11 protein-coding genes are annotated in these 19,348 nt (G+C 65.7%); 5 read left to right on the forward strand and 6 right to left on the reverse strand.

The window, feature by feature from the left end; translation table 11 throughout:
- Positions 1 to 92 precede the first annotated feature (92 nt).
- From MRAB57_RS19525 to MRAB57_RS19545, 5 genes are read left to right on the forward strand one after another with little or no spacing between them, the layout of a single operon-like run.
- Entirely contained in the window at positions 93 to 533 is a 441-nt protein-coding gene (locus MRAB57_RS19525; RefSeq protein WP_077088804.1) for a hypothetical protein, read from the forward strand.
- Positions 526 to 1,032 carry a nuclear transport factor 2 family protein gene (locus MRAB57_RS19530; protein WP_077088805.1) on the forward strand — a complete coding sequence of 169 codons (507 nt, stop codon included), beginning with the start codon at positions 526 to 528 and terminating at the stop codon, positions 1,030 to 1,032. Before MRAB57_RS19525 ends, MRAB57_RS19530 begins: the two co-directional genes overlap by 8 nt.
- Position 1,033: 1 nt before the next feature.
- Entirely contained in the window at positions 1,034 to 1,963 is a 930-nt protein-coding gene (locus tag MRAB57_RS19535; RefSeq protein WP_157900636.1) for an NAD-dependent epimerase/dehydratase family protein, read from the forward strand.
- Between the two features lie 4 nt (positions 1,964 to 1,967).
- Complete coding sequence (locus tag MRAB57_RS19540) at positions 1,968 to 2,294, forward strand: putative quinol monooxygenase (protein ID WP_077088807.1); 327 nt, start codon at positions 1,968 to 1,970, stop codon at positions 2,292 to 2,294.
- Entirely contained in the window at positions 2,291 to 2,722 is a 432-nt protein-coding gene (locus MRAB57_RS19545; protein ID WP_077088808.1) for a nuclear transport factor 2 family protein, read from the forward strand. Before MRAB57_RS19540 ends, MRAB57_RS19545 begins: the two co-directional genes overlap by 4 nt.
- 9 nt (positions 2,723 to 2,731) lie before the next feature.
- Here the strand turns inward: MRAB57_RS19545 and MRAB57_RS29255 are convergent, their stop codons facing one another.
- From MRAB57_RS29255 to MRAB57_RS19575, 6 genes are all read right to left on the reverse strand, one after another.
- Positions 2,732 to 3,400, reverse strand: a complete 669-nt coding sequence (locus tag MRAB57_RS29255; RefSeq protein ID WP_077088809.1) for a chitin-binding protein — start codon at positions 3,398 to 3,400, stop codon at positions 2,732 to 2,734.
- Positions 3,401 to 3,656: 256 nt separating this feature from the next.
- A complete protein-coding gene (locus MRAB57_RS19555) occupies positions 3,657 to 5,093 on the reverse strand; it encodes an aldehyde dehydrogenase family protein (RefSeq protein WP_077088810.1) in 1,437 nt (478 codons plus the stop codon).
- 58 nt (positions 5,094 to 5,151) lie between these two features.
- Positions 5,152 to 6,123 carry a LacI family DNA-binding transcriptional regulator gene (locus tag MRAB57_RS19560; protein WP_077088811.1) on the reverse strand — a complete coding sequence of 324 codons (972 nt, stop codon included), beginning with the start codon at positions 6,121 to 6,123 and terminating at the stop codon, positions 5,152 to 5,154.
- Between the two features lie 125 nt (positions 6,124 to 6,248).
- Complete coding sequence (locus MRAB57_RS19565) at positions 6,249 to 7,619, reverse strand: WS/DGAT/MGAT family O-acyltransferase (RefSeq protein ID WP_077088812.1); 1,371 nt, start codon at positions 7,617 to 7,619, stop codon at positions 6,249 to 6,251.
- A 3-nt stretch (positions 7,620 to 7,622) separates the two neighbouring features.
- Complete coding sequence (locus MRAB57_RS19570) at positions 7,623 to 9,101, reverse strand: condensation domain-containing protein (protein ID WP_077088813.1); 1,479 nt, start codon at positions 9,099 to 9,101, stop codon at positions 7,623 to 7,625.
- 287 nt (positions 9,102 to 9,388) lie between these two features.
- The gene (locus MRAB57_RS19575) at positions 9,389 to 19,315 is read right to left on the reverse strand and encodes a BTAD domain-containing putative transcriptional regulator (RefSeq protein ID WP_083743636.1); all 9,927 of its coding nucleotides are present in this window, start codon (positions 19,313 to 19,315) and stop codon (positions 9,389 to 9,391) included.
- Between the last annotated feature and the right edge of the window lie 33 nt (positions 19,316 to 19,348).

Consider the following 19,348-nt stretch of genomic DNA (forward strand, 5'->3'; position numbering starts at 1 on the left):
CTGCCCAGGAAAAAAAGTTCGCCAAACTCTGGTGCCGAGGTGTCTGCGCTGGCTAGCATCCGTTTCAAGCCCCGCCGCCAGGAGGTACCGAGTTGCCGAATCATCTCCACCACGTCGTGATGCTCAGCCATTCGGCCCGCACGTTCATCAAGTTTCTGACCGACGTCGTGGGCATGGACGTCCAGTACAGCTTCCCGGTGCCGGGCGAAATCCTGGAAAAGACCTTGGGCTGGCCGCCGACCGCTGGCGCCGACGTGACCATCGTCGGCAGCGGCGAGGCCGGCCTGGTCGAGGTGCTCGACGTTCCGGAACAACTGCGTTCGTCGGTTCCCGAAGGACTCGCCGCGCTGTCGTTCCTCACCGAGGACTACGACACGGTGCAAGCCAAGGCGCGCGAACACACCGACGAGGTCACCGTGCTCGACACCGGACTGCCGGGTGTGGACCTGTTCATCTGCCGCATGGGCGGTGTGCCGATGGAGTTCATGGGCAGCTACCAGGCCGACGCCATGCAAGAAGGCGCCGATGCATGACGCGGCCACACTGCTGGAAATCGAGTCGATCAAACAGCTCAAGGCCCGCTACTGCCGCCAGCTCGATGCCAAGGAGTGGGCGGCGTGGCGCGCGCTGTTCGCCGACGACTTCGTCAGCGAGATCGTCGATACCGCCACCCGGGTCGTCGTCGGCGCGGACGAGTTCGTCACCTACACGCGCCAAACACTCGGCAGGCCTTCACAAGCCACGGTGCATCACGTACACGCACCCGAGATCTCGCTGACGTCGCCGACGACCGCGCGGGGGACCTGGGCGCTGCACGACGTCGTGCGCCTGATCCCGATGCTCACGCTCAGGGGCTACGGCCACTACGACGAGAAGTACGTGAAGGCCGACGGCCAGTGGCGGCTCCAGTCGTCGCGGCTCACCCGGCTGCGCGAGGACGTCGTCACCCCGCTGCTGACCCTCTATGACGCGCGACGGCTGCGCGCCGCGGCGGCCAGACTCGCCCGCCGCACATCCAATGAAAGAGGTTGACATGAAACAGCTTTCCGGAAAGCGCGTCCTCGTCACCGGCGCCAGCGGAGTAGTGGCGTTCCCGGTCGCCGCCGAGCTCGCGAAGTCCAACGAGGTGTTCGCGGTGGCCCGCTTCTCGGACCCCGAACAGAGCCGGATGCTCGAACGCGCCGGCGCACAACCGATCTCCTTCGATCTGGCCAACCCGGACCTGTCGGCGCTGCCGGAGTCCGTCGATGTGGTGATCAACTACGCCGTCCTCCCGCCGACCCAGAAGACCGCGTACGAGGTCAACGCGGGCGCCACCGGGCGACTCGCCAGGCGGTACCGCGACTGCGACGCGTTCGTGCACGGGAGCACCGGCTCGCTGTACCAGTACCAGGGGGAGCGGCCGCTGCGCGAGGACGACCCGTACGGGCTGCACAGTTCGGCGGAGAATTACGCCGCCAGCAAGATCGCGGCCGAATTCCTGCTCAAGCACCTCAGCGTCGATTACCAACTGCCGGTGGCGATCGTGCGCATCTTCTCCTTCTACGGCCCCCGCGGCGGCGGCGTCACGCAGCGCATCGACCAGATGATCCGCGACGAGCCCGTCAGCGTGTACCCCGGCGTGCGCAACGTGCACACACCGCTCTTCGAAGACGACTACGTCGAAAAGACCATTGCCGCAGCCGGTATCGCCAGGGTGGGCGCCGAGATCGTCAACGTCGGCGGAACCGAGGCCGTCACGACGCAGGAGTACTGCGAGATCGCCGGCGAGATCCTCGGCAAGAAGCCCAGCTTCGTGGAGAACAGCAAGGCCTGGCCGATCTGGGCCGACACCACCAAGATGCTCGAACTGCTTGGGCCCAACAAAGTTTCTATCCGCGAGGGCGTCCGGCGGACGATCGAGGCGGCCACCCAACGGCTGAATACCTCGCACCACGTCATCGGCGAACCGGCGAAGGTGTAGCCCAGTGATCACCTTCATCGCCAACCTGCGCGTGCCGGCCGAAAACGCGCCGGCCTTCGAGGACTTGATGGCCCACGTCACCGCCATGACCCTCGCCAACGAACCGGGGGTGGCGTATTACGCGTTCGCCAAGAGCGTTGAGGATCCCGCCGCCTACGTCGTCGTCGAGGTGTACCGCGACCAAGCGGCGTGCACCGCCCACGGCGAGACCGCCTGGGTGCAGGAGTCAATCCCCAAGTACCTGAGCCTCATTGAGGGCATGCCGCAGCTCGTGCAATACGTCAGCCCGGGCCAAGAGCCCGTGTCGGCGCAGCTCGAGGAGTTCACATGACCGACTCGAAAGTGGCGAGCGTGCAGAGGTTCAGCACGGCGGTGCGTGCGGGTGACTTCGACGAGATGGGCCGCCTTCTGCACGACGACTTCGTCGCCCGCGAATCAGGTGGTCTCCCGTACAGCGGCGACTACCACGGGCTCAGCGGATTTCGCGAGTTGCTGGAAAAGATGAGCGCTGCGATGACGTTCGACCCGGGACCGTTCACCTCGGAGCCGCTGGGTGAAAGCGCCGTGGCATTGCGCTTTTCGTTGACATTCACCGCCCATGCGACGGGCAAGAGTGTCACGATGGATCTGATCGAGGTCTATACGCTGCGCGACGACAAGATCGTCGACCTCGACGTGTACTACAAGGATCCGGCCGCGCTCACCGCATTGCTAAGCGAGGTGCCCGCTACGCCAAACGACACAGCGGGCACCGCGTAAAGCCGCCCCTTACAGTGGGATCCAGACTCCGAAGAAGTCGATGCCCCACTGGTTGAATCCCTGATTCCACGTGGGGGTCTGCTGGTATCCCCAGTAGTTGATGGGACCACCCGTCCACTGTCCTCCGGGCGGAGGTAGCGGTCCACCCCATGCCGGACGCGGAGGTTCACCGGCACCCCAGGGTGCGGGTCCGTCGCCCCACGGTGCTTGGTGGAAGTAGCCGCGCTGGGCATCCCCGTGCCACGGACCCCCGGGCCCGCCCGGCCCGCCGAATTGGCCTGGGCCACCGGGGCCGCCCGGACCATGCGGGCCGAACTGGCCGGGCCCGCCCGGTCCACCCGGACCGTGTGGGCCGAATTCGCCAGGGCCACCCGGTCCGCCGGGCCCGCCCGGACCGTGTGGGCCGAATTCGCCAGGGCCACCCGGTCCGCCGGGACCATGCGGGCCGAATTGGCCTGGCCCGCCTGGTCCGCCGGGACCGTGTTCGCCCGGTGCGCCCGGCGGGGGTCCGCCCGGTGCGCCAGGCGGGGGACCACCTGGGCCGCCCGGTTCGTGCGGTGCGGGAGCCTGCGGTGTCGACGCCGGATCGGCGTTCGCGGCGCCGGCCCCAACCCCAATGGCCGCCGCGCCAACGGCGCCGGCGAGGGTTAACCCGCCGACAACTTGTTTCAGTTTCAAGATCGTTACCTGTCTCCTCGAGATCCGTGGACATGCGCCCCCGACGGATTCTGAGGCTAAGTAACGTATGTCTCGGTCAGCTCTCGGCCGAAGTCACCCGGCGACGATGGGCAACTTAGCTTCGCCGTGTCACGGCTGATGGCACTAACTTTCAAAGCGCCCCAGCGAATCGCCGGGCCCAGCAGATTGTTTGACAATCGTTATGCGCTGCAACCGAAATTACCCACCGAGCGGCGCTAATGGACGAAAGGCAAGGTCAGAGGCCGATGTAGACGGCCTTGGTGTTGAAGTAGGCCTCGATGCCCTTGCGGCCACGCTCGCCGCCCCAACCCGACTGCTTGTGGCCGCTGATCGGCATCGACGGGTCGGCCGCGAGCGAGGAATTCACCCAAACCTGGCCCGCGCGAAGCTCATTCACGACGCGGTGGGCGCGAGACAGGTTCTCGGTCCAGATGGTGCCGGCTAGGCCGTAGTGCGTGTCGTTCGCGGCGGCCAGCACCTCGTCCTCGTCGTCGAACGGGATCACGCAGCCGACTGGGCCGAAAATCTCCTCCTTGATCAGCCGCATGTCGGGTGTGGTGTTGGTGACGATCGTCGCTTCGTAGAAGTAGCCCTTGCGGTCCATCGGCTTGCCGCCGGTGATCACCTGCGCGCCGCCGGCCACACCGTCGTTCACGATGCCTTCGACCCGCGTGCGCTGCTTGTCCGAAATCAGCGGCCCTAGAACGGAATCCGGGTCGTCGCTGCCGCCCATCGGCAGCATCTGCGCGAACCCGGCCAGGCCCTCGACCACCTGGTCGTAGATGCCGCGCTGCACGTAGATGCGCGAGGTGCACGAGCAGTTTTGCCCGGAGCCGGCGAGCAGGCCCATGCCCGCGCCCATGATCGCCTTGTCCAGGTTGGCGTCGTCGAACATGATCAGCGGCGACTTGCCGCCGAGCTCGAGCGTCAGCCGCTTGAGGTTGCCCGCGGCCGCCTTAACGATCAACCGGCCGACCTCGGTCGAGCCGGTGAACGAGATCTTGTCGACGTCCGGGTGCGCGGTCAGCGCCGCACCTGTGGTCTCGCCGTAGCCGGTGATGACGTTCAGTACGCCGTCGGGCAGACCCGCCTCGCGGAAAATCTCCTCGAGCTTCAGCGCCGTCAGCGGCGTTTCCTCGGCGGGCTTCAACACCGCGCTGCACCCCGCCGCCAAGGCCGGAGCGACCTTGAGCATCGCGACGAAGAAGGGCCCGTTCCACGGGATGATCAGGCCGACGACGCCGACCGGCTCGAGCTGCGTGAAGGTGTGGTAGGTCTCCCAGGTCCCGAGCAGGCCGTCGGACACCAGGTTGGCCGACTCGCCGTGGATCTTGCCGACCCAGCCGGCGTAGTACTTCAGCATGTCGACCGCCACCGGGATGATGTGGCCCGCGGCCGTCAGGTTCATGCCGTTGTCCTGGGATTCGAGCGCGGCCAGCTCGTCCTTGCGCTCCTCGATGATCCGCGCGGCGCGGAAGAGCACGTTCGCCCGGTGCGACGCGGGCGCCTTGCGCCACACGCCGGACTCGAAGGTCTCGCGGGCCCGGGCCACCGCCGCGTCTACGGCCGCCTGGTCGGAGTCGGGGACCTCGAAGATCTGCTCCTCATTGGACGGGTTGAAGACCGGAATCACGGTGCTAGTCAAGGTTGGCCCTTCGTCGCCAGGATGCATCGTTGCGCGACAGAGGTTACGCGCGTAACTTCCGGCTGTCTAGTGAGCCGCCGAAGGCTCAGGTGGACTGGCGGATGACCAGCGTCGCGATGTCGCCTGCGGCCGGAGGTGGGTCCTCAGGCACACCCAGTTCCGCCAAAACCGCTGCCAGGGCCACGTCGGCGATCGCCGTGCGGTCGAACGCGACCGTGGTGAGCGCGGGGATGCTGAACGGCGACAAGGCCGTGGCGTCCACCCCGACGACCGCGAGGTCATCGGGGCATCGCAGCCCGGCGCGTCGGATGCCGTCGAGAATCACGAAGGCCACCTCGTCGCTCTGCGTGCAGACCGCGGTGACGCCGGCCGCGTGGAGATCACGGACCACCGTGGCGCTGTCGTCGGGCGTCACCGCCGCCACGACGACGTCGGGCAGCCCGTGCTGGCGCGCGGCGCGCCGGACGCCGTCGATCCAGTAGTCGCCAAGCGCACGCCACCGACGGTCGCCCGAGTAGGCGAACGCCAGATTGCGATGGCCCCGTTCGACGAGATGGTCGACACGCATCTGCCCGACCGAATACTGCGGATCCCCGAGCCCCGGCTGGGTGTGGACGCAGATGTGGGGGATGGCGGCGTCCTGGACCGCGTGGGATGCTTTGCGGCCCAAGGGGAACAAGCTTGTCACCGCGATCGGCTGGAGCTGGTTGATGGCGTCGGCGATGGTGTCGGCTTGCTCGGTCTCGAACAGCTGAACCTGCATGATGCCGCGACGGGTCAACTCGGTGGTCATGTGTGTGCCCACCTGCATGGGCATCTCGCCGCCGGCGAGGCTCGGCACGATGTAGAGGATCACGCCGCTCTTGCCGCGGGCGAGATTGCGGGCGGCGAGGTTGGGGCGGTAGCCGAGTTCGGCGGCCGCATTGTGGACCGCGGCGCGTGTCTGCACCGAAATGGTGCGCCCGACAGTGTTATTGAGCACGTAACTGACGGTCGCGGTCGACACGTTCGCCCTTCGCGCAACGTCGGCCTTGGTGGGCCTACCCTTCACGCTCAGATCGACCTCCCGGCTGACCTCGTGCGACGACTAAATCCGACTCACCTTACTCGGCGTGTAGGCAGACTACCGGCCTGGATTACATCACGGCCTGTCAATGATTTCAGGTCGCGTCGGTGACGGAATTACCCCGCCAGCGCGGAAGTCGAATCGCTGCTGGTATGCCAGCCCGGTGTCGCGGTCAGCGAGAAGTCTTTCAGCGCGGCTGAAACACGTTGTCGCAACTCCTCGTTCGAGTTGGTCCGGTCCAGCTCGTAGTTCAGGATCGAGATGAAAATCTGCCCGCGGACTCGTCCCGACGCCAACCCGAGAGTGCCGTTGGTGCGGTGCATCGTCGAGTTGGTGACTCCCACGTACAGCGACTTTATGGCGAAGTGGTCAGCGTCCGTGCCGTCCGGTCGGTTGGCGTCCGGGTCGATGACACCGAGGTTGGACGAGGCGACGGTGGTCGCGCTGCCGGTGGCCACGCTCAGCAATCGCTTGAAGACCCGCTTTGGCACCAGGGGAACGAGGGGCAGCAGTACCCACCGCTCGTCGGGCACATCCTGATGGCGGATCAGCGCGTGCTTGATGTCGCCGCGGAGCCCGTGCAGGTCCGTGGTGACGGGAGTGGGGTCGACTGGAATGTCGACGCTGGAGATCGCGTTGGCGCGCGTATCGCCCGGGGTGCGCTCGTTGACGAGCATCCCGACGGTGACCGTGCCGTCCGCGGCGACTCTCCCTACGCCGCGGGCGAGGTGGGCAGCCAATCCCGCGAGCAGCGCGTTGCTGGTCCCCCCGAGGGCGTGTGCGCGGGCATCCCACTGGTCGGCGTCGATGAAGATCGTCGTCAACGGGAGTGTGGCGGGCTCCTCAGGTTCGCGCGGTGGCGCGGGTCGCCGTTTGGGTGGCGTGACCGCGACGCCATTGTCGCGGCCACGCCGGGCCAATCGTGCCGCGCCGAAAAGGGCGCCGCCGATTTTGGGTATGTCGCGGCTGGTTTGGCGCGCGTCTTGTCGCATCGCTTGCCACCGCCGCCGTGATGCCGCTGCGGGCCAACGGATTGTGTCCTCACGGCCCACCGCCGCATCCGCCAGCGCCTCGCACAGCCCGACACCGTCGGTGAGGCAATGCGGCACAACCAAACTCACTGCGGCGCCGCCATCGGTGAAGGGCAGCACGGCAAGGTGGAATCCGGCTCCGTGCTCGGCATCGGGCCGCTTACTGGCTTGCTCGCTGCACCAGGCGTCGATTTCGCTGCGCGGACGCGGTGTCGCGACGATCTCGAGATCCGACTGCTCAGTGGCCGTTACCCAGCGATGGCGACCGAATGGCAACGGCGAGCACTCGATGCGGCGGCATAGTCGCCCCCGTTGGAGGTGGCGATGAAACTGGCGCAGACCGTCGACGTCGACGCCGCGGTCGTATACCCAAATGCATTGCAGCACATTGGTGGTGCTGGTCGCCCGCTCGCCGAGGAACAGGGTCTGGTCGGTCAGATCCAGCACATTAGTCATGGCCTAAGCCGCCTCGTCATCATCTGTATTCGGCGCTAGGGCGGCCAGCACGTCGGAAATGTCGTCGTTCGCAACGACGCCCGGCTGGTACGGAGTATTTACCGCTCGCCCGAACATCTGGCTCAACGTCGCGATGTAGCGGTGCACCGACTCGCGCGCTACTTCGTTGTCTGGGAAGGAAAGCGTCACCGTGGTTCTTTCGGCATGCCGATTGATCCACATGTTGATCCCACCGTGGGACAGGCTGTCTCCGTAGGTGCCGAAGTTCGTCTCCGCCCACAACCCGGCGAGGGGGATCTTGCGAAAATCGAGGAACGACAACATCATCGGCAAGCAAGTGGGCAGTTTGATGCCCAACTCGTCTGGTGTCGCCAACTCCAAGACCCGCTCAACCGGCACTCCGGCAAGGTCTTTGGCCGCGTCGAACGACTTCTGGGCTGCCCGCGCGGCCTCGGCGAACGAGTGGCTCGTGGTCGGCACGCTGACGGGAACCATGCTTGCGAACCAACCCACCGTCATCGTGTCGATGCCCGGCGTGCGGGTGTCCCTGGCGGTGAAGCCGTGGTAGTTCTCCGTGCCGGTCAGTTGACTCTCGGCCAACGCGGCGCATGCCAGAACTCCGCCGATGAACCGCGCTCCGGCCGCGTGGCACGCTTGGTCGAAAGCCTCCGTCGCGGCCGCGTCCAACAACTCGACAGTCAGCAGATCGCCCCTGCTGTGGGTCCACGTGTCACCAAGGGGCAGCGGGAAGCTCGGCCAGTTGCCATCGGTCTCGCGGGCGAACGCGATCCAGTCCTTGATCTGGGAGGACGACAGGGTCAGACTCCCGACCTTCTCGCGTTGCCGGGCTACGTAGTCGCGGTAACTCCTCACCTGGGAAGGCGTCGGGGGAGTGTGCTCGCGCCCGCCGCCGCACAGTTCCTGATACATCAGGTGAATGTCGAAGAAGATCAGGCCCGCGGACAGGCCGTCGATGTGCAGGTGGTCGACACTGGCGTAGAAGGAGAAGTAGTCGGCGTGCTGGATGACGCCGAAGGTGAAGCAACCCCATTCGAGCGTTTCCGGCGTCGTCGTCAAGACGTGCGTGCGCATTTGCTCGGTCGTCTTATGTCCCAGTGACGTGGGGGCGAGATTGATGACGGCGGTGCGGTCGATGGTGCGGCGGATGATGGCGCCGTTCTCGAATTCGAACCAGCTGTGGTAGGTGTCGTGACGATGGACGTGCGCATTGACCGCCGCGGTCATTGCCGCAATGTCACACGTGCCAGGCATTTCCCACGAGACGACCATCAGCCGCGGTAGCTGCCGGTTCATGGCTGTGCCGTGGAAGGAAGACCAAAGATGTTGTACCTGCTGGTAACTGGGCGGTAGATCGCTTCGCCGGGCAGTGCGAGCGGCCTCGCGCGCCGCCGGCACGGCCGACCACATGGTGAGTGGACCGCTTGGCGGCTGCCATTCGCTGATATTTCCGAGTGCGACCATTTTCAGCCTCGCTCCGCGTCATGCCAATATTCGTTACGCGGCATGGGAGCACCCAAAAAGCCACCCTCGCATGGCTTTTCGCGCAGCCCAAATCGCTTTCGCGTTGGAATTTATGTGACGTGCCATAAGTTGGGCTCAACTTATGGCGCCCCTCGAACCCCCGATGTCGCTGGAGTGGACGCTAGTACACAGATGCCTAATTCGTGTGGTTTTGACAAGAATTTCAAGTTCACAGCTTCTCGCCGCTGGGGAAGCGGTCTGACCTGCCAAAATAGGGGTATCGGTGGTTACCCCGCCTGTAGTTCCTCGAACCGGGCGAGCGCGGCGTCCAGGTCCGTCTCGTCGAAGATCTCGAGACGGTTGATCCGGCCGTCTTCATTTGTCAGCAGTTGGACCATCCGCCACTCGGCGTCTAAGCCTTCGCGCGACGTCCCACTTGAAGCATTGGTGACGAGCGCACCTAAATTGCTGAGCCGGTGCACCGACTCGACACGGATGCGGAGGTTTGGCGTGAGGTCCAATGACGCGCGGATCGATGCAGCCAAGTCGCCGGAAGCGAATGGCGAACCGCGTCGGTGGTCGATGGTAATCCAGTCCGCTGTGGGAAGGTCTTGCCTATTGAAGTCCGCGTACAGCCCCGTGATGAGTGACCATGTGGCCGAGTTACTGGCCGCTTCGCCGGCGAGGTAGCGGGCGTCGAGGTCGGCGTGGGCCGCGTCGATATCGTCGGAGTCGAAGATGGCGCCCGCGGTGAGCCGGTTGTCAGCGTCCACCTCAAAGGTGCCGAGCATGTCGGCGCTGACCTCCCCGGCTTCAAACCCATGGGCCGAGGACCGAATACGAGCGAGGGCGAGACGTTGGCCCCGCGTCGCGATGACTGACGACGTGAGGCCCTCGAACCCGACGTCGGCGACCGCTCGCATGTTTGCGATGTTGACATCACGACCATGCAGAACACCGGCGTTCACAACCCGACGGCGATCATGCGACGAAAAATCGTCGGCCATCGTCTCGGCCATCGCGGCCCAGTCTTGGGTCGCCAAGCACGACCAAAACCGTTCTACCACTTGGCTTACCGCATTCTCGAGTTGGCGAGTCCGTGGCTGCAATTCTTCGAATCGGGCCATTGCAGCGTCGACGGCAGTCTCGTCGAACATTTCGGTTCTGCTGAGCAAATCATCCTTGACTGTGAAGACGGCGGCGATTGGCCACTCGGCATGGAAGCCCTCGCGTGAGGTCCCGGAAGTCTTTTGGCTGACGACGGCTCCGACGTCGGTCAGTCGATGGACAGCCTCGACGTAGATGTGGTCGTGCACCGTCTCTTCGAGCGCGGTACGGAGACATGCCTTCAGGTCCCCAGGTCCGACCGTTGCACCCGACCGATGGTCGATGTCGACGAAGTCCGTTGCCGTCGGCGAGATTTCCCCTCGATTGAGTGCGGCATAGGCATCCATGACGACCGACCAGGTGGCCGAATGGTTGGCCGCTTCGCCGGCGAGGTAGCGGGCATCGAGTTCGGCGAAGGCCGTATCGGCATCGTCGGGGTCGAACGTGATACTCGCCGCAATTTGGTCGTCCTTGTTGATCTCGACGACGGCCAGGGCGGCGGCTTGGAACGCGTCCGGTTGCTGGTCGTGGTCGGTGAAGGTGAAACGGCCGAGTACGAGGCGCTCGCCGCGAGTCGCAATCATTAACGAGTTGGCATTGGTCATCCATACCTCGCTGGTCGCCCGCCAATTCGCCATCTCGGCATCCCGACCGCGTCGGATACCAGCGTTGGCGATGCGACGGCGGTCGTCTGAGAAAAAATCCTCCGCCAGTCGTTCTTCCATAGCGGCCCAATCACGGATCGCGAAGTCGGCCAGGTAATTTTCGAGCAGGCGGCTCGCCGCGTTCTGCGGCCGCTGCGTCTGCGGGTGCAATTCCTCGAATCGCGCGAGTGCGGCGTCGATGTCGGCCAGGTCGAAAACCTCGACGCCGCTGATCAAGTCGCCTTCGACGGTGAAGCAGTAAATCATCGGCAACTCGGCGTCAAAGCCTTCATTTGAGGTGAGCTTGAGCACTTGGGTGAAGACGGCTCCGCGGTCGTCCAGTCGATACACCGCCTCGATGTACGCCCTGGCGTCTGAAGTGATGTCCCAGAAGCCACGAATGGCTGCGGCCAGATCGATCCCCTCGGCCCATGCGAGTTGTCGATGATCCACGTAAACCGGATCCGGTGTCATCGGGGGAAGTTCGTGCCGATTGAAGGCGGCACTGATTCCTGCGATCGCCGACCACGTCTGCGCATGGGTGGCCGCCTCGCCGGCGAGGTAGCGGGCGTCGAGTTCGGCGAAGGCCGCATCGATGTCGTCGAGGTCGAACGCGACCATCGCCGCCAAACGTTCGTCGCCATCGCTCTCGATAACGGCCAGCAGCTCGATGAGGAATGCCTGCGGCTCGAAGCGGGCACGAGTGAGTGCGAGGCGTTCCCCGCGGGTTGCGATGACCTCAATCGTGGGACGCCCAGCGATCTCGGCGATCGCCAGCATGTCCTGCATCTGGGCATCCCGACCCTGCAAGACTCCAGCACCCACCATCCGCCGGCGATCGTCGTGGCGCATGTTGTCGGCCATGCTCGCGGTTGTCGCGTCCCAGTCGCGGGCGGCGATGCATGCCCAAATGTGCTCGTTCACTCGAGTTGCCACGTTTTCCAGTCGCCGCTGCCGCGGCCGCAACTCCTCAAACTTCGCAAGCGCAGCCTCGATATCGTCTTCTTCGTAAACTTCGAACCGCGGTTCGTCGAGGAGCTGCACAAGGGTTCGGGTCCACTGCAGTTCGCCCCCGTGCACATCCGTACCTTCGATGACGAGGCTGGCTACGATCCCATGGGCATCGAGCGCATGGATCACGGGTATCCAGTAGCGGGCATTGGGTACGAGAGCCCAAAGCGCCTCGACGGCCCTTCCGAAACCCTCCGCCGCGAAGGGAACTCGTCGATGGTCCTGGTATGCGAGGGACCTCAGTATCGGCCCTACCTCGTGACGATTGACCTCGGCGAGGGTGTCGATCGCGAGCTGCCACATGCGTGCGTACGGTGCGGCTTCGCCGGCGAGGTGGCGAGCATCGAGTTCGGCGAACGCCGCATCGATGTCGCCGGGATCGAACGTGATGAGTGCGATGATCCGTCCGTCGCTGTCGATCTCGGCAACATCGATCACGTCCATGAGGAAGGCCTCCGGCTGAGAATCGATGTTCAAGCCACGATTACGACTGAGAACGAGGCGTTCCCCGCGGATCGCTATGACCTCGGCCGTCGCGTGCATTCCCATGTCAGCGAGCACCCGCATGTCTTCGACCTGGGCGTCCCGACCATGCCGGACCCCGGCACCCACGATCCGGCGGCGATCGTCATGGCACATGTCGCTGGCCACGATCGCGTCGACCACGTCCCAATCGCGGGCGTCGAAGCACCTCAGGAAGCGTTCAGTAACGCGGCTGGCCGCGTTCTCCAGTCGCCGTGAATTCGGTTGCAATTCCTCGAATCTCGTGAGCGCGGCGTCGAGGTCGGCCTCGTCGAAAATCTCGACGCGGCTGAACATGTCGCCGTCGATTGCGTAGACGGTGACCCCGCGCCACTCGGCATCAAGACCTTCTCGCGAAGTCCCGTGCGCGGCATACGTGACGACAGCTCCGAGGTTGTTCAGCCGGTGCACAGTCTCGAAGTAGCGGGACATGTGTTCGTCGAGGTCGAATCCGGCCTGGATGTATGCGAGCACATCGCCAGGCGCAAACGTCGCCGCGCGGCGATGATCGATGCTCTGGCAATTCGGTGTGGTCGAGGGCAGTTCGCGCCGATTCATCGATGTAAAGGACTTAGCGATGACCGACCATGTCGGCGCGTACTCGGCCGCTTCGCCGGCGAGGTATCGGGCGTCGAGTTCGGCGGCGGCGCCCTCGAAGTCCTCTAGGTCGAACATGACGATCGCCGTTAACCGTTCGTCGGGTGAACTCTCGATTAGCTGGAGAACCTCGACGTGGAATGTCTCCGGCATCGCGTCGTCCTGCGAGAATCGCGCACGCGTGAGGGCGAGGTGCTCTCCGCGGGTCGCAACGACGTTCGACGTCGCGTGCGTGACCCCGAGTGTGGCGGCCTGCCGCAGGGTGTCGATCGCGAGACCTCGCCCCCGTTGTGTCTCTGCATTCACCACCCGACGGCGATCTTCGGCGCAAACGTCGTCATCTAGCGTGGCCGCCACGCCGTCCCAGTCGCCGGCCGAGAAGTACGCATGCATGCGTGTGTTCGCTCGACTCGCCGCGTTCTCCAACCGCGGTGTCGGCCTGCTTAATTCCTCGAACTTCGCGATCGCTGCGTCCAGGTCTGCCTCGTCGAACAGTTCGCAGCGGTCGATATTGTCGCCCTCGAGAGTCAGAAGAAATACTTCGCGCCACTCGGCGTCGAAGCCGTCTCGCGAGCTACCGGTCATTGCGTTGGTGACCACCGCCCCGCGACCGGTCAGCCGGTGCACGGCCTCGATATGAATCCTGGATTGCGGCGTGGTGTCCCAGGTCGCTTGGACGTAGGGGATCAAATCGCCCGGTGCGAATGCCCTCCCTTTTCGGTGGTCGATGTTCACCCATTGCGCCGTCGTTGACGGGAGCTCACGCCGGTCGATTGCGGCGTAGGCCCTCGTAATCGCTGACCAGGTGCTCCTGTTCGCCGCCGCTTCGCCGGCGATGTAGCGGGCGTCGAGCTCCTCGATGGCGGCGTCGAAGTCGTCGTGGTCGAGCGTGACGATTGCGACGATCAGATTGTCGGTGTTGGTCTCGGCGATGATGAGCAGATCGGAGAGGAATTCCTCGGACCCCTTTTCGCGGCCCGTGAAGCGAAGACTTCCGAGGGCAAGGCGCTCCCCGCGGGTGGCGATGACAGTCGGTATGTTTGCGACCCACAGGTCGGCGGCTGTCCGCAAGTCTGAGACGTAGGAGCCGCGACCATGGCGGATTCCCGCTCCCACGACGTGACGGCGATCGTCATAGCGAAAGTCGTCGGCCAGCACTTCCGTCATGGCGTCCCACTCGCGCGCCGTGAAGCAAGCCACGAGGTGTTCGGCCATTTGACTTGTCTCGTTTTCCAGCCGTGGTGCCTCGCGGTCCTCGCCCTCGAGCCGTGCATGCCTTTTATCGAGTTCGGCTGTCGCGGCGTCGATGTCCTCGGCGTCGAACCACATCTGCAGTGCAAGGCGGCCCGTCTTGTCGATTCCGTATAGCTGCAGAAATTCGTCCCGCGGGGCCCCAGGGCTCAGATCTGCAGGTCCCACTTCCAGCCGGGTGAGAGCGAGGCGCTCGCCACGGACGGCGAGAATCACGTGGCGGTGGCGCACCGGAGCCATGATTTCGCGGAATTGTTTGGCCTGCCTTTCCCATTCGTCATAGGAATCTTCGTGAGGTTCGAGACCGACGATCTTCCGACGGCTCTCCAACGAGATGACAGCTGCGACCAGCTGCTCGATCTCTCCCCAGGCTTCGCGATCGTATGCGGCATCTATCTTGCGAATCACTCGCGTACACGCGTTGTCCAATTCCAGCCGGGCATGCGCGGCATCGAGTTCGGCGATCGCGGCATCCATGTCTTCGACGTCGAACCACACCTGCAGCGCGACTCGCCCCTCCTCGTCGAGGCCGTATAGCTGGAGAAGTTCGTCGTGCGGCGCTCCAGGGCTTGTATCGGCGGTACTCGACACCAATCGAGACAGAGCTAGCCGCTCGCCTCGTGCGGCGACCATGACATAGTCGATCCGCGTGGCGCCCATCTCGACATCACGCCTTAACTCACGTCGCGCCACCACCGATGGGACCCTAAAGCCGACGATCTTGCGGCGACTCTCGATCGAGACATTGGGTGCGAAGAGCCGCTCGAACTCATCCCAGTCCTTGCGATGAATGGCGGCTATCACACGTTCGCCCACTCGCACGCATTCGGTGTCGAGCTCGAGCCGGGCATGCGCGGAGTCGAGTTCTGCCGTCGCGGCGTCGATGTCTTCGACGTCGAATGAGACTTCCAGAGCGATTCGGCCGTCCTCGTCAAGGCCGATTACTTGGAGCATCTCGTCCTGCGGGGCACCGGAACTCGCGTCCGCAGTGCCCGCTTCGAGTCGCAAGAGGGCAACACGCTCGCCACGGATCGCGACCGGCGTGTGGCGGTATCGCACGATGCCCGACTGCAGATAATTTCGCATATCTCGCGGCCACTGGCCCGACGGCATCTCCCGCCTCGCAAACCCGACGATCTTCCGGCGATTCTCGACCGAGACGCGTGGGGCAAACAGCTGCTCGACCTCGTCCAATGCCTCGCGGTTGACCAAGGCGATTACCTGGTCGGCCACCAGCACGCAAGCATTGGTCCCGACACTCGGTGCTTCGGGCGGGGCCGGTGCGGTCGGCACCACCGGCGCGCCCAGAACGCCACGGGCCCTGTCAGCCAGCGCGGCAGCCCCTTTTCGTTCATAAAGATCGGCCGCGCGCTCTGCGGCGGCTCGGGCCCCCGGTGAATCACCGGCGGCCTCCAAAACTATTGCCAGCGAGAGACATGCGTCGCCGTGGTCGACCAAGGCGTCGGTCCGCTCGGCCAGACTCACCGCGGCCTCGGCCACTCGGCGTGCCTCCGCGTGGTCGCCCTGGCGCGCCAGTAGTTTCGCCCTTAACGTCCGCCAGGCGATCGACGCCTTCAACGCGTGGCCGGCCAGACGCTCGCTCTCCGAACATAATTCGTCGGCCTCGGCGTCTCGGTCCAGCGCCAGGCAGGTGCGACCCAGCAGCGCGGCCGTCTCGGCGGTGTCGGCGTCGAGGCCCATTCGGCGAAAACCGTTGTAGGCCTTACGCAAATGTGACTCCGCGGCGGCGGGATCGTCGGCGACGAGCTCGACGATGCCGGCGAACTGCTCGACCTCGACAAGGGCATGACGCAGGCCGAGCTCGGTAACCGAGCGGCGGGCCGATTCGATCATCCGTCGGGCCGCCGCGGTGCGTCCGCGGAACCCCTCCAACACGGCCTGGCAGCGGGTCGACGTCGCCTCGACCGCGGGCGAGTCGGTTGTAATCCGCAGCAGCCGTACCACGTCCAGGCATCGCCCACCCGCGCGCGGGACCGGGTTGGGTCCCCACAACGCCGCAAGCGGCGCCTGGGCCAGCACCGCATTGACGCGCCGATGCTCTCGCGCGCGTCGGGCCGCGGTCAATGCGTCGTCCAGGGCTACTTCGCCGTCGCCAATCCTGCCCAGCCGTGCGAGGCACCCGGCCCGGACGGTGTGCGCTTTGGCTTCGCCCGCGGCATCGTCTAGTTCGGCCAGCTTTGCGGCAGCCGCGCCCAACGCGGTCTCCACTTGGTCCAACCGCTCGGGGTGAATCAGCATCGACAGCTCGCCGTCGAAGCATGTCGCCCACGCCGACAGCCGGACCGAATCGACTGTGGCGTCTTGCAATTGCGAGACCGCACCCAATGCCGAAGCCACGTCGCCCGCGGCGAGCAGAGCCTCGCACCGCGCCACCAACAGTTCGGCGACCTGATCGCCGCGGTCGGGCAGCTCGTCGTCGATCTCTTCCAGCGCGTGTAGCGCCCGGTCGTAGAGGTCGGCCGCACCTTCATACGCGAGCCGTGCCATCGCCTGGTCGGCGGCCCGGCGGCAGTACTCGACCGCCTTGACCGCGTTTCCCGCCCAAGCACATTCGAAGTAGTGGTAAGCCAGTTCGGCGAGCAGCTCGTCGTCGGAGCCGGATTGGGTCTCCAGCGTGGCGGCGATGCGCTGATGCAGCCGCATGCGGCGCACGGATGCCAGCTCGGCGAGCAGCGACTGCCGCACGAGGGCGTGGTTGAACCGGTAGTAACCGCCTGGCTCTTCGATGACGATGCCGGCCTTACACGCTTCGTCGAACGCGTCGACGAGGTCTTGCTCGGTTACCTGCTCTACCAACTCCAAGGCAAACCGGCTGCCCACGACCGCTGCTGCGGCGAGCGCCTTGTTGGTGTCCGCCGGGAGCCGGGATAGCCTGCGGCTCACGGCTTCTCGTACTCCCTGGGGCAACGTGCTCTGATCCCAGACGCCGCCGCTCTCATCGACGTGGCGCAAAGCCTCGATAAGGAAGAATGGGTTACCGCCCGTCACCGACGCCAATGCGTGGGCGAGTTCCTCGTCGTCGTAGCCTGCTTCGGCGACGTAGGCGGTCACATCGTCCTCGTCGAGGCCACTGAGATTGAGCCGGTTGGCCGTGCCGTCGCGGTGCAGGTCGGCGAGCGTCGCTGCCAACGGGTGCGAGCGGTCAAGGTCGGTGTTGCGGTACGTGCCGACGATCTGCACGCGCGCGTGGTCGCCGAAGCGCAGGAGATGCCGCAACAAGAGCAGCGTCGGCTTGGCCGCCCAATGCAGGTCGTCGAGTATCAGGACGACCGGAGCCGCCGCGGAAGCGATTTCCAGGGATGCGACGACGGCATCGAAAAGTGCATAGCGTTCGGTATCGGGGTCAGAGCGGGCCGGCGGCGCGACATCGGGCAAGACGTCGGCCAGCCCGGGGACCAGTGGGAGCAGCGCCTCGACGCCGCGCACCGCGCGCAGCCGGCCGGCGCCGATGCAGGGGACGAGCGACCGCAGGGCTTCCGCGAAGGGCTGATACGGCGCACCGAGGTCCTCGTCGCAGCGGCCGTACAGCACGACCGCTCCCTGTGCGTATGCCTGCTGAGACCATTCGCCGGACAGCCGCGTCTTGCCCACACCCGGTTCGCCGGCGATCAGCACCGTGTGCGCGCCGCTGGTGAGGGTGGTCTGCCATGCCAGCAGCAGCTGTTCGAGCTCGTTGCCGCGCCCGACGAACGGGCCGGCGCCGACGAGCACCGGGGGAAGGGCGGGACGCTCCATCGGCGGTTCCCCCGTCGACAGCTCAGGACGATCGTCGGCGGTTTCCAGCCGCAGCTCGAAGACGTGCTCGGGACGCGGAAGGTTTTTCAGCTTGCGCATCCCCAGGTCGGTGAGCAGCACGTCGTCGGGCAGCGAATCGATGACCAGCTCGGCGGTCGCACCCGAGCACAGGATCTGGCCGCCCTCGGCCAGCGACCGCAGCCGCGCGGCCCGGTTCACCGCCCGCCCGAAGTAATCGCCGTCGCGCAGCTCGACCTCGCCGGTATGCAGCGCGACCCGAACCCGCATGGGCTCGCGCAACTCCCAGGGCTCGTGGCCGATCGCCTCTTGCAACTCGAGGGCGGCCGCGGCGGCGGCGGACGGGCGGTCGAAGACCGAGAACGTCGCGTCACCCTCGCCGCGCGTCTTGATCAGCTTTCCCCCCCGCGACGTGACCACCTGCTCGACCAGCTCGTCGTGGCGCGCCAGCGCCACCGCCATCGCGTCGGCGTCTGCCTCCCAGGCGGCCGTCGATCCTTCGATGTCGGTGAGCAGGAAGGTCACGGCCCGCATCACCGACGGAAGCTGTTGTGCCACAGGCGTATCCAGCGATGGAGCTTGTGCGACGATCGCAGTCTCGAGCCGCCGAAGCTCCGGGCCGGGATCGATCCCCAGCTCGTCGGCCAGCAGCGACCGCGCCCGTTGATAGGCGGCCAGCGCGTCACCCTGCCTGCCGGCGCGGTAGAGGGCGAGCATCAGCTGCCCCCACCGCCGTTCGCGCAGCGGCGCGTCGGCCACCGAGGCCTCCAGCTCGCCGACGATCTCGGCGGCCCGCCCGGTGGCCAGCAGCGCGTCGGCCCGATCCTCGACGAGCGCGGCATGACGTTCGATCCAGCGCGTCTTCTCCGACACCCCCCGATGGCTGTCGGGCAGCTCGGGAGTGCCGCGCCACAGCGCCAACGCCTCCTCGAGGCGCGCGACGGCCTGGCCGGCGTCGCCCGCGGCGGCGGCGTGCCGGCCCAACCGAGCGGCCAAGGTGTATCGCGACGCATCCACCTCGGTTCCGGCCAGGGTCCAGCCCATGCCCTCGGTCAGCACCAGGCCGTCGCCGAGGGTGCGGCGCAGCGCGGAGATATGGGTCTGCAGGGCCTTGTCGGCGGTGCGGGGCGGGTCGCGGTCCCAAAGCAGCTCGACCAGCGTGGCGGCCGAGACGACCGAACCGCTGTGCAAACCCAGCATCGTGAGGATGGCGCGCGGCTTAGCGCCCGGGATCGCGACGGGCGTGCCATCCTGTCGGACCTGGAGAGGTCCCAAAACCCCCAGTTCCACGCATGGAAGCGTACTCATGTAGGACATCGTCCGTAAGACAATTCAATGCGC

Source organism: Mycobacterium rhizamassiliense, from assembly GCF_900157375.1.
GTDB lineage: Bacteria > Actinomycetota > Actinomycetes > Mycobacteriales > Mycobacteriaceae > Mycobacterium > Mycobacterium rhizamassiliense.